The following is a 12500-nucleotide window of genomic DNA, read 5'->3' on the forward strand; positions in this document are numbered from 1 at the left end:
GATTGTGCAGGTTAGGCTCGACTTGTACTGATGTAAGACGGGAGGGCGTATGGAGAAGTTTGGTTGTCGTTGTTCAGGCGGTAAGCCGGTGCGCTATGTTTGGGCAGGTCAGCCGGTATCTCGCAGTTTGGGCGAGAGCTGGCAGCATGCTCTAGCTGTATGGTTTGCCTTGAGGGCTGCTAATCAAGAATTTGCATGGGGGCGGCTGGGGACGAAGTGGTTTGATAAGTATCGTTTGAGAACCGAAGCGTTTATTGAGGCGAAGCTCGATAGTGTGGTAAGAGGCGGGGTGATCCCAGGTAACGAGGTTTGCTCGCTTGTGAGAGCATATGACGGAATTTCCATGTTTGAGTTGAGGTTCTACCGTGACATGAGACTGTTGCGTGGTGCTGTGTCGGAGCAAATCAGGCACTATGTGTACGAGCCGCTTCCAATGCCAGCGCAAGTTGTGGGATTGCATATGCATATCAAAGATGTGCGTGGCGATGATGCGGTGATTCGTGCGAGGCGGAATGCTGAAATCGATGTCGCTATGCGGGTGTGTGAACGGTATAGGAAGTGTGCGGAGGTGCGGTGATATGAGGTTGTGGTAGATTTATAAGAATAACTAATATTGGGGAGGGGTAGAGATGACTCTCGAGACCGATTATGACTATCGTGAGCTGGCGTATGACTTGTATCAGGCGGGCGACGACCTGTTACGCGACTTGGTGGCGATGCGTAAACAGCGCGGCATGACGCAAGCTGATTTGGCTGAGGAAATGGGTGTGACTCAGTCTGCCATATCGCAAATTGAAACGGGCAAAACTGGGCTGGTATCGTTACTGACCGATTATGCGCTTGAGGTAGGGGTACGTATCGAATATGCGTTGCACCCGGCCGAAGAACAATCTCGCGGAAGCCGAGCTACCATGGTTGAGGGTAGTAGATATCGTCAGCATGCGTCAAAGCGAAAGTCTATGAGCGGTGCAGTAGGGAGTGAGGGCGATGTGCATAAGTTGAACGTAGATGAGCCTGCGCGTTCACCATTGGCAGGGAACGAGGTAGTTGAATCTCGTGTTTTGCCAGTTGCGCAGCCAGCCTGAAGTGTGGTGCCTCTTTGCGGGTGGTGCTTCAGGCTGACCGCGTGCTGGTGGGAAGGAGTTGCTAGTTGTCGAAGGCGAACGTTTGATCACAGTTGTCGGCGAGCAGGCTGGTCGGCCGGTTTTGTGCTGTGCTGCGGTCTGCGGTGGTGTCTGCGTCAGACTCGGAGGAGCCGTCGCTGTTGGTGTCCGTCTGCGCCACATCATCAGATTGCATTTCGTCCAGAACGATGACACAGCGGCGCGGATCTTTTTGATGAGCCAAACGCTTGAGCAGCGCCAACAGCGTCTTCTGATCCTCGCGCTCCAAACCGTGCAACGGATCGTCGGCGATGATCACCGTGGCATCGCACGAGATAGCACGGGCCACAGCCACGCGCCGTCTGTTAAGTTCGCTGACCTTGATCAGCGGCACACCGGTCACTGCCTCGTCAAACCCCACCGTTTTCAACAGTTGACGCGCAATCTGGGGAATGGGGTTGAGGAACGTGCGGCCGGACGCCTTCATGGTTCGGGTGACGTTGCTCAGCGCATCGAGCTCATTCCACACCGCGTACTGTTGTGGAATGAGCGCAAGCCGATGCCCACGAATTTCGTTGATTTCCAGGTCGGCAAGGCTGGCACTTTTGAGCATGACCTGGCCCTGGTTCGGCCGGATGAATCCGCCGGCCGCAGCCATGAACGCCCTGCGCTGCTCATCGTCGGCACCGGTGAGCGCCACCAGTTTGCCGGTTTCAAAACGCCAGTACACATTGCTCAGCGGGCTGCGGCCAGTCTTCTTGTCGGTGATAGTCACATGGTCAAACGTCAGTGCTGGGGCGGCTTTGAATAGTGCAGAGGCTTCTTGGGCAAAGCTGTCAAGACTGCGATCGCTCGTGTCTTCTACGACGTAGGGGTCGTCCTCATACTCGTCGTCAACGGTGAATGCGGGAGCCTTCGGCGTGGTGGTTTCGCTGCTCGCTTGCTCGCTGGTGCTCGCACCCTTGGCTTCGTTCGTGGCTGCATCCTCGTTCTTAGCTGAGCCTTCGTTGTTGACCGAGCCTTCGTCCTTACGGGTTTCTCCGCTCTCGTGCTCGGCGGAGGTTGGTTCGATGTTGTCCTTGGTATCGTCGCTCATATCAGGCCTCCTCGTTGTCGTCTTGTGCTGCGTCGGGTGTCGTTCTTGTATCAAACAGACGGTCGGTGCGTGCCGCCAACCCTCTGGCAAAAGCGATGATGGCAACGATGGCAACAAACCCAAGGCCGTACCACATCGCCATCCAGCAATCACCGGTGAGTGTGATGTCATGTCCGGCTCGCAGTGCGCTTCCAAGAGGTTTGACGCTCAGCGCACCTGCCACGCCGCCTACGATCATGCCCAGCAGTGTTGGCAGCAGCGTTTCGAGCGCCAGTTGCGAGCCGATACGCAAGCGGGTTACGCCGATGACCATGTCCATGCCGATCTCATCTCGCCTGCCGCTCAGGTTCCAAGCCAACAATGCGAGCATGGCAAGTCCGGCCACCGCATAAATCGCGATGGATGCCGAACGCACGTTACCTGCGAACTTGGTGAACGGCGCCACTGACTCGTTGTAGCGCTCCAGCGTGGGGGAGCTGACCTCGTAGCCCTTGGGCATGCCCAGCTGCTTCACCGTCTTCTCGAATGTGGGGTACAGGTCGGCACTTTGCATGGTGAACGCGATATCGAATTCAGGGACGTCCCAGCCTTTGGCTGTGGAATCGTCGACCGAGTCGTTGGAGGTGGCGAAAATCGGGAAGGTGCCGGACGTGTATATGGCGTTGTCTCGATTGTTCTTGGCGAGCTTCGCTGAATTGTCACGTCCTGCCGGCGCAGCGTCGGTGTACTGGTAGATGCCTACCACCTTGACATCATACGATGTTCCGGCATCGCTGGGAGCACCCACGGTGAAGGTGGAGCCGACTTTCAAGTGGTTGCGCTCGGCCAGCGCAGTGGACACGAGTGCGTCGGCTTTGCCGGCGGACTGGAAATCGAGCTGCTTGCCTTGCTTGATGGTGAACCGGCCGAGCTTGTTGATGGAGATGCCGGATTTGTCGTATAGAGCGGTAAGTGTGAACTCGCCTCCGGTGCGATCGGCCGGCTGATCCGCGGTGCCGGGCGCGGCCTTGACACTGCCGTTCTGGCGCACTGGCATCGATTCCGCGAAACTGTACTGTGCCTGTACTCCTGCCTGGTCGAGTGCCGAGGCGTACGTGGAGTATTTCTTGTACGTCAGATAGCTTTTCGTGGTGTTCGGGTCGGCATCGTCGCGTTTAGCCAAGGTCTGTGCCGAGGGTCGGACGACCGCCGTGGTCTGCTGAGCGTTGTATTCGTCGCCATGTACCTGCGCGTCGGCGGCGTGCGTCGATTGTGCGAATACACCAGTGAACATGGCCAGGGCGGCCAGCACTGCGGTGAACAGGTTGCGCCAAGGGTGGCGCTTCAAGGCTTCCCAAGCGTTGCTGACAACAAACATGCGGGCTCCTTCTCGTGTGCTTTCAAAACCTCTATTGTGCCTGCTGGCCAGTATAAGAAGAAATTCTTGGAATTGGGTGAGCGCTCGCTGGGAAGGTGCGTGTGCCTCGTCTCGGCTAGGATATGCGGTATGAAGCTGACCCGTCGTCTCAAATCCCTTTCCTTGCCGCTGAGCGCCGTGCTGGGCGTGGGCATCGCGTTGTGCATCGTTATCGCATGGTTTCCCAATGCCGCTGGTGCGTGGAATGAACCGCTGCAGCAGATTGACGCGCCGGCTCACTACTACTTTATTCGCAAGATTCTGAAGTTCGGTCCTGCTGCGGCGCTGCACCTGTGGCCCAACGATGCCTACTACCCGCCCATGTTCCATCTCGCAGCGGCTGGGCTGATCGCGCTTGGCAACCTGTTCGGCGCCCACATCAGCATCTATGCGGCGTTCAACGTGGTATGGCTGTTCACTTCAGGTGTGCTGTGGCCTGTCGGCATGAGTCTGTTGGCCTCATACTGGACGAGGAAAGTTGACAGGCAAGCGCGCGACTGGCGGCCGTTCTCGTGTGTGATGATGCTCGCCGTGCCGGTGCTGGCGGTGAGTTCCGCGAGTCATCCCTTTTATATGTTGGCGCAGGGGCCTTTGATTTCCTACGGTCTGGCCACCACACTGCTGCCCTTCTGGCTGTATGTGTCATTGCGCTGTTTTGACGCAATTGCCGAGCGACGCAATCGCGTGCGCTGGATTGCGGCAGTGGTGGCGTTGGGTGCGCTGGACATCTTCGCCCACCCGCGCATCGCCTTCACTTGGCTGCTTCTCATGGCGCCGTATATTCTGCTGCGTCTACCGTGGAAGCTCATCGCAGGTGCGGTGGCGGCGGTGGCGGTGCTGGCTGTGGTGTTCTACGGCTACATGACTTCGCACTACACGTCGACGCGCTACCTTGACCCCTCCAGTTGGTTCCACACGTATACGCCTTCGCGCAGCCTCGGCGAAGCGTTGAAGGTCTTCATCTCCGACAATATCCCCGGGTTTGCCGGAGGGGTGATGGCTGTGGCCGTGGTAGTGGCACTAGCGGTGGTGTTGATGCTGGCGGTTCGGCCGCAGGTGATGGTGCAACCAGTTTGCGCTGCTTCCGCTTCCGACGCTCCCGCCGCTTCCGGCGCCTCCGCCTCCAATTCTGACTCTGCCTCATCTGCTGCAACGGTGCGCGTTCGTAAGGATGCCCTCGCCATGCTGATGGATGTGGTGCTGGTGTGCCTGGTGTACGTGTGCTCGGCTGCGCTCACTGGATGGTTCCCCAACATTGTGGCGGCCGCCTGGTACCGCGCCGAGACCCGTCCTCTCACCATGCTGCCGATCGCACTGGTGCCGTTGCTCGTCTTCGCAGTTAGCGCGCTCGCCAAGATGGACTGGAAACGGCTTGCGCCTGCTGTGTGGGGTGCACGTACGCGTGAGCGTTCGTGGAGTATGACCATTCCTGCTGTGCTGCTGGTAGTTCTGACGCTGGTCGTCCAGTTCGGTAACACCACACGCACGCAGCTGAGCGAATCGGTGGGCTACAACATGCAGTTGGATCGTAAGGCTCCGGATGACCAGCTCACGTCGGCCAAGGTGAAGGTGTTGCGCCAGACCGTAGATATCGCCGGTACAGAAGCGCTTATTGTTTCCGATCCCATGAACGGTTCGATGTATGCGGAGGCAATGTACGGCGCCAATATGCTGTACCCCGTTTACAACGCTATGCACGAGCAGAATGGTGCGGTGTTCGGTCAGGTGGAGGATGCCTTCGGTTCGGGCAACGGCGCCGAGGCGCTGGGTGCGGTGTGCCCTGTCGGTCTTGACGGCTCGGGGAGTCGCACCGATTTGGGAAAGTCTGCGCACGGTCCGGTCTATTTCCTCTCCATGGGGCCTCAAGCGCCGAGCTTGGGGTTGTTTACCTTCAAGCAGCAGTACGACGTGTTCCATGATCAACGGCTCATAGACCGGTATGTGGAGGATGGCACGCTGGTCAAAGTGAAGGACTTCGGTAATGTGGCACCCGAATCCGAAGGTTGGGCACTGTACCGTTTCACCTGTGGAAATTAACCGCCTCAATCTTGGCTGATGCGATATGGTTGAGGCCATGCAGACCATAGACGCCGCAGAACGCAGCAGCATCAACCGGCAGATCATCGCCTTGGCGGTGCCCACGTTCGGCCAGCTTATTGCCGATCCTCTATTCGTACTCATCGACACGTCGTTGGTCGGTCATATCGGTACGGCGGCTCTTGCGGGTCTGTCCATCGGCAGCACCATCATGCTCACCGCAGCGGGTCTGTGCAATTTTTTGGCCTATGGCACTACGTCCAGTGTGGGCAAGCTCATGGGGGCCGGGCGCAATCGCGAGGGCTTCGAAACCGGTGTGGACGGCATGTGGCTGGCGTTGGTCATCGGTGTGGTGGTTTCAGCGTTGCTGTTCGGGTTTGCCACTCCGCTGTGCCAGGCCATGGGTGCCGGCGGAGAGGTGCTGAGCAATGCGGTGAGTTATTTACGAGCGGTTATTTTAGGGTTGCCGGGCATACTGTTGGTCTATGCGGCGAACGGTATTTTCCGTGGTTTGAAAAAGGTTCGTATCACCCTCGTGGCGGCGGTGAGCGGAGCCGTGGTGAATACTGTGCTTGATGTGCTTTTCATTTTCGTGTTCCACTGGGGCGTGGCCGGTTCGGGTTTGGCTACGTTTGTGGCGCAATGGTTCATGGGATTGTTCTTGGCTGTGCCGGCTTTGGTGTGGGCGCGTCAGTCGGGGGCACGTTTGGCGCCTCGTGTGGCGGGCATCATGCATACGGCCAGCGACGGACTGCCCTTGTTTATCCGCACGTTGGCGTTGCGTATCTGCTTGGTGGCCACGGTGGTGCTTGCCACGCACATGGGTACCGAAGTGCTTGCCGCCTATCAGGCTGTCAATTCCACGTGGAATTTCGTGCTCAACATGCTCGATGCCATCGGCATTGCCGGGCAGGCGCTCGTGGCCATTGAACTTGGGGCAGGGCAGCGCGCCCGGGCACGCGCGCTGACTGATATTGCTGCGAAGGCCGGTCTGGTGGGTGGCGTGGCCATCGGCGTGGCGACTGCCCTGTTCGGTGCGTTGGCTGCACCTATGTTCAGTTCGGTGCCGGGTGTGCAGTCGCTTATCCGTGTCGGCATGGTGGTTGTCGCTTTGGCGCTGCCGCTTGCCGGCTGGATGTGGGCGCTGGATGGCATTCTCATCGGTGCTGGGGACTATATATATTTGGCCGTGACCTGTTCGGTGGTCACTGTGGTGTATCTGCCGTTGCTGTTTGCGCTGGATGCATTGTGCCAGACCGTACACATCGGGGACAGTGTGGCGATGGTATTGCTGTGGGCGGTGTTCGGCGTGGTGTTTATCGGCGGGCGTTCGTTGTTCAACGGATTGCGTGCGCGCGGCGAGCAGTGGATGCACATCTGAAGTCGCTTATTCTGCGCTGTAGCATATCGAAGCGCATTGTGCAACCAAAAGACGGTGGTGTGGAAACTATCCCCAAGTTGTGCACAGAGTTATACCCATGTTGTGGATAACTTACGCGGTTATCCCCGCCGTCTGCGCCTAAATGTGGATAACTCATTTTTCTGTCCACATTGATTGCCCGCGCGTGTCATTCACCTGCAGCCCAAGTTTCGGCCTTCTTCTTCGGCGTGCTCCTTATACTTAAGGCATGGCAGATGGAAATTCTTGGGACGAGAGCTCAACACAGGGCTCGAACGGGTATGCGTCGAACGCCAACCGCTCCAACGCAGGCGGTGCGGCGGGCAACGGTGCGGGCTCCCCGCTGTTCGACCGCATCCCGCCTCACGACGACGACGCGGAGATGGCGGTGCTCGGCGGTATGCTCATGAGCAAAGACGCCATCGGCGAGGTCTCACAGACCATTGATGTGGCCGACTTCTACCAGCCCATGCATCAGACCATTTATGAAGCGATCATCACCCTCTTCTCCGCCTCCCAACCGGTGGATGCCGTGCTCGTGGCCAACGAGCTGCTCAAGTCCGGCGACTTGGAGAAGGTAGGTGGCGCAGATTATCTGCATAGCTTGGTCGCCTCGGTGCCTACCGCCGCCAACGCTACTTATTATGCCGAAATCGTGCATCAGCGTGCCGTGCTGCGCAACGTGATTGCAGCTGGCACGAAAATCGCCCAGCTGGGCTACTCGGCCGAAGGCTCGCAGGCCGAAGATGTGGTCAACTTGGCGCAGTCTGAGATCTACGAGATGAGCGTCGGCAAGGTGCGGCAGGACTACAGCGCCATCGGCCCGGTAGTTCAAGATACGCTCGAACAGCTTGACAAGCTGCAGAACGGTGAGCTGGAAAAAGGCGTACCCACTGGATTCAGAGACATTGACGATGTGACCCAAGGCTTGCAGCCTGGCCAGATGATCGTGGTCGCAGGACGCCCGGCCATGGGCAAATCCACACTGGGCGTGGACTTTGCACGCAGTGCCGCGCTCCACAACAACATGACCTCTGTCATCTTCTCCTTGGAGATGAGCAAAGTGGAACTGGCGCAGCGCATTATCTCCGCAGAAACCAACATTCCGCTCACCGCCATGCGTCGCGCCGAAGACATCACTCCCGACCGGTGGAACACGCTCAACAACTTCTGGAGCAAAATGCAGGAGGCGCCGCTCTTCATCGACGACAGCCCAAACATGAGCCTGATGGAAATTCGCGCAAAATGTCGTCGTCTCAAGCAAACCAACGATTTGAAACTCGTGGTCATCGACTACCTGCAGCTTATGAGCTCAGGCAAGCGCGAGGAAAGCCGCCAGCAAGAGGTGTCCGGGTTCTCCCGCGCGCTCAAGCTGCTTGCCAAAGAGCTCGAAGTGCCCGTGGTGGCCCTCTCCCAGCTCAACCGTGGCCCCGAGATGCGCAACGACCGCAAACCCCAGCTTTCCGACTTGCGAGAATCCGGTTCCATCGAGCAGGACGCCGACGTGGTGTTTCTGGTTCATCGCCCAGACTTCTACGACCAGGAAGACAGGCCGGGCGAGGCGGACATCATCATGGCCAAGCATCGTAACGGCCCCACCGACACCTTCAATCTGGCATTCCTCGGCGCCAGTTCGAAGTTCAAGGACATGCCGCAGGACTACCAGCAGGGGGTGTGAGATGAACACTACGGCTAACCAGCAGACAGGGGAACGCCAGTGGAACTCCTTCGCCACCCCGGCCATCGGCAAAGCCGTCCGTGCAGCCTCCAGACTGCTCAAACATGGTGGCAGCGCCTTCCCTGGCAAAGTGGTGGAACGGATTGATCCTGGGTTCTTGGCTCGTACACTCGGAACGTTGCCCTACGGTGTTGTGCTTGTCTCGGGAACCAACGGCAAAACCACCACTACCCGCATGGTTGCCTCCATGCTCTCCGACCTGGGGCTCAGGGTATTCACCAATCCCACCGGGTCGAACTTCACCAGAGGCGTGGTCTCCGCGCTGCTCACCGAGGTGGGCTTGGACGGTAAACTCAACGCCGACATCGCCGTGCTTGAACTGGACGAAGCGTATGCCGTACATTTTGTACGTCAATGCAAACCGCGTTACGCCCTGCTGCTCAACGTGATGCGCGACCAGCTGGACCGGTTCGGTGAAATCGACAACACTGCGCGGCTGCTGGGCAAAGTGGCGCAGGCCACCACCGGCACACTCGTGCTCAACCGGGAAGACCGGCGTATCTCAGCGCTCGCCGAACATGCTCCGTCAGGCACACAGACTCGGTATTTCGGCTTGGACAACTCGTTGCGGGCACAGTTCCCTACGGACGACGACATGCATGCCTCTAGTGAGGGTGCGGATACTGGTACGCCGCCCAACATTGCTGATGTGGCGCGCGGGGAAGTCAGCGCAGAACAAAGCGAAGCACAGTCCCGCTGCACTGCTGACGTAGTGCTCAAAGCAGTGGGGGATCATCACGCCGAATTCGTCATGGACGACGCACTCTTCGACACCGACGTGCGGCTTGAAGGGCTGCACAATCTCTTCAACGCTGCTGCGGCGCTCGCTGTGGTGCGGGCCGTAATGGCCGACGTGAACGCGGGGCGCGAGGTGAAAAGCGAACCCAGAGCGCAAGACGAACGACTGATGCAGGTGCTGTCGCACGTCACCCCGGCGTTCGGGCGTGGCGAAGTCATCGAAGTGAACGGGGCTCCGGTCGAGCTGCTGCTGGTCAAGAACCCGATGGGATTCCGCATGTCTTTGGCCGGGGCTGAGACTGGCGCTAAAGCGGACGATACGCAGACCATGATCGCCATCAATGACGAATACGCCGACGGGCGCGACATGAGCTGGCTGTGGGATGTGGACTTCACCGCGTTGCGGCCGAGCGGCGTGGAGTCAGTTTCGGGCGTGCGCGCGTGGGATATGGCGTTAAGGCTGGAATATGACCAGGTGCCGGTGCACGGTGTCGATACCGATCTGGAAGGTGCGGTGCGCCGGTTCGTTACCGACGGCTTAGGCAAGCCGAAACGCGTGTATTGCACGTATACCGCCATGCTGCGGGTGCGGGCCGAACTGGCGACCATGGCAGATGTGAGCGACGCGGGGGTAGGGAAATGAGCGATAAGCAAGATACGAACTCAATCAAAAACAACGACAGGAACGTTGATAGCAGTGCTGTCGACGGGCAACAGCAGTCGCTGCATTCGTCGCCTCGCCCTATCGACGTGGTTTCCCTTTACCCCAACGACATGAACATCTATGGTGACTGGGGCAACCTGCTCACCGTTCAGCGCCGGCTGGCATTGTACGGCTACGAGCCGCGCATACACCACTACAATCAAGGCGACACCTGGCCCGAGCAGGTGGACTTGGTCCTAGGCGGAGGCGGGCAAGACACCGGGCAGAAAAACATTTCGGACGACCTGTTCAAACGAGCCGACACGTTGCGCTCGCTGGCAGCAGACGGCGTTCCCATGCTCATGATTTGCGGCCTCTACCAGCTGTTCGGTGACTATTTCGAAACCGTCGACGGCACCAAGCTGGATGGTATCGGCATTCTGGGAGTGTATTCACAAGGCCGCGAGCAGCGCATGATTGGCAACTTGGTAGACCATTCCGACCAGTTCGGCGACATCATCGGCTACGAGAACCATTCCGGTCAAACGTTCCTCAGCAAGGGGACGGATACCACGCCGCTGGGCCATGTGGATGCCGAAGGTACGGGTAACAATGGTGAAGACCACACCGAAGGCGCTCGCGTTAACAACGTCATCGGTACCTACCTCCACGGCTCCATGCTGCCCAAAAACCCAGCCGTAGCCGACTTTCTCATCCGCACCGCCGCCGAACACCGTTACGGCGCGTTCGTCTCCATCCAAAGCGAATCGCAACGCACCGAGCTGGCGCACCTAGACAACACCGCCGCCCAAGCCCGCACCACAGCCGCCGCCCGGCCGAGGTGAGGGCTGTGTGGATACATATTCACAAAATGGTTTCAGCTGCAACGAGGGTAATTACCAAAAGCAAGAGGATTCAACGTGCTAACTGTTGAATCCTCTTGCCGACCGGGTACTCCCAATCCGTATTTAAGAGGATACACACCAAAGTGGATAACTCCTAATTATTGCGCGCTGAGAAAGTAAGATTGTCGGCCTATAGGAACTAAATGTGTTACCTTAGAATCTGCTATGGCATTGCGAATTTGGGCGTGTAATGATGAAATATTTGATAATATATTTTACAATGAAAAAAAGAGGTCGTGAGTATTTGCTTTCGATTTCCACTAATAGGGCAGCGCCGGAGACTGTAATTGCCTCTGACGGATGCCCTATTAGTTTATTTGGAAGGGGTTGCAATGAGTGCGGTACTTCCAATTGAAACTGCCCTAGACGCACAGATATGCAACCTCAAAGATGATGGCGTAGCATTCAAAATATGTGACGAGAATGAAGCTCGGCAATACCTCGTTACGAATACCTATTTGTTTCGAATCAAACGGTACGCATCAAATTTTTCCAAAGATGATGACGGATTATATAACGATTTAGACTTTGCTGTTATCAAAGATTTGGCCGTCATTGATTATGAACTTCGTCTTGCAATTGGTTATATAGCGAGCAATGTTGAACACGGATTGAAAATGCGGTTCAATAATATGCTGATGCGAGATGGTATCTATGACGGTCGCGATGTCGCTGAACTTGTAGATGCAAACCATAAATTTGTGTTTAATGGGTCGTACAACAATCATGCCACTGATCAAGGAAGCGGCTTACGATATTCTCCATATTCAGATGCGCTGATTGAACGGTACTTTAGAGATCCTGAAATATGGAATTTGTGGGAAGTGTTCAGCCTTTCTGAACTGATGGATGCGTACCAAACGTACCTAAAGCAGGCAAACCATGAAGACAAAATAACCAAGCTCTTTGGTAATTTTCGCAGGCTTCGCAACGCATCATCTCACAGTGTGCCCTTGCTCGTCGGCACGCTCAGACGAGAGCGATTCAACCCAAAAGATTTTGTGCAATCATGTTTGCGCGACTTATTCGACGGTGAAGTTCCCAAGCCGATTCCTAGCACGGTGAGTAAATCGCAGCTGGTGTACGACTACGCAGGCTTGTTGTCGATTTTCCTCATCGTCTGTGAAAGTATGCCAGTTCGTAGGGAAGCTGCAAGCAAGGTGGAGATGATTGCAAGCAGAATACTGCGCAATTACGAAACTCACTACGCAAGCAACGCCAGCTGCCTTCATCTTCGCAATACGCTCGGGTGTTTGGTTCAACTCTCGCGAAGATTTGCGCAATATATCGGTGAAGAGCAAGATATATCTCATCAGAACGGTACCCTTCATTTCATCCCGTAGCCGGGCAGTCTGTACGGTATTGGCGTACGCACTTAGAGATTAGCGGGATATAGGCGAAACTGTTTTAGCGGGTAATAACAAATCCGCCCAACCGGCGCTGCT

The 12500-nt window shown here is 57.0% G+C and carries 10 protein-coding genes; 8 read left to right on the forward strand and 2 right to left on the reverse strand.

The features are described 5' to 3' along the window. Positions 1-49 precede the first annotated feature (49 nt). Together ACSYSO_RS01305 and ACSYSO_RS01310 are read left to right on the forward strand one after the other, a co-directional pair. Positions 50-577 (forward strand): hypothetical protein, encoded by a 528-nt coding sequence (locus tag ACSYSO_RS01305; protein WP_491701844.1) that lies wholly within the window; start codon positions 50-52, stop codon positions 575-577. A gap of 52 nt (positions 578-629) precedes the next feature. After that, positions 630-1085 (forward strand): helix-turn-helix domain-containing protein, encoded by a 456-nt coding sequence (locus tag ACSYSO_RS01310; RefSeq protein ID WP_491701845.1) that lies wholly within the window; start codon positions 630-632, stop codon positions 1083-1085. Between the two features lie 61 nt (positions 1086-1146). On the opposite strand, the gene ACSYSO_RS01315 is transcribed toward ACSYSO_RS01310, so the two are convergent. Then, positions 1147-2199, reverse strand: a complete 1053-nt coding sequence (locus ACSYSO_RS01315; RefSeq protein ID WP_491701846.1) for an ATP-binding cassette domain-containing protein — start codon at positions 2197-2199, stop codon at positions 1147-1149. A 1-nt stretch (position 2200) separates the two neighbouring features. Beyond that, positions 2201-3556: an FtsX-like permease family protein gene (locus ACSYSO_RS01320; protein WP_491701847.1), complete on the reverse strand. Its 1356-nt coding sequence runs from the start codon at positions 3554-3556 to the stop codon at positions 2201-2203. Between the two features lie 129 nt (positions 3557-3685). On the opposite strand from ACSYSO_RS01320, the gene ACSYSO_RS01325 reads away from it, so the two are divergent. The 6 genes from ACSYSO_RS01325 (at position 3686) to ACSYSO_RS01350 (ending at position 12398) form a co-directional block, all read left to right on the forward strand. Continuing rightward, positions 3686-5632, forward strand: a complete 1947-nt coding sequence (locus ACSYSO_RS01325; RefSeq protein WP_491701848.1) for a DUF6541 family protein — start codon at positions 3686-3688, stop codon at positions 5630-5632. Positions 5633-5669: 37 nt separating this feature from the next. Beyond that, on the forward strand, positions 5670-7013 hold the full coding sequence (locus tag ACSYSO_RS01330) for an MATE family efflux transporter (RefSeq protein ID WP_491701849.1): 1344 nt from the start codon (positions 5670-5672) through the stop codon (positions 7011-7013). 247 nt (positions 7014-7260) lie between these two features. Next, positions 7261-8709, forward strand: coding sequence for a replicative DNA helicase (gene dnaB / locus ACSYSO_RS01335; RefSeq protein ID WP_491701850.1), 1449 nt, complete (start codon positions 7261-7263; stop codon positions 8707-8709). 1 nt (position 8710) lies between these two features. Further along, positions 8711-10150, forward strand: coding sequence for a MurT ligase domain-containing protein (locus ACSYSO_RS01340; protein WP_491701851.1), 1440 nt, complete (start codon positions 8711-8713; stop codon positions 10148-10150). Next, a complete protein-coding gene (locus tag ACSYSO_RS01345) occupies positions 10147-10995 on the forward strand; it encodes a type 1 glutamine amidotransferase (protein ID WP_491701852.1) in 849 nt (282 codons plus the stop codon). The genes ACSYSO_RS01340 and ACSYSO_RS01345 overlap by 4 nt, the downstream gene beginning before the upstream one ends. Positions 10996-11387: 392 nt before the next feature. Next, positions 11388-12398 (forward strand): Abi family protein, encoded by a 1011-nt coding sequence (locus ACSYSO_RS01350; RefSeq protein ID WP_491701853.1) that lies wholly within the window; start codon positions 11388-11390, stop codon positions 12396-12398. Positions 12399-12500: the final 102 nt, after the last annotated feature.

Source organism: Bifidobacterium sp. ESL1130, assembly GCF_058507935.1.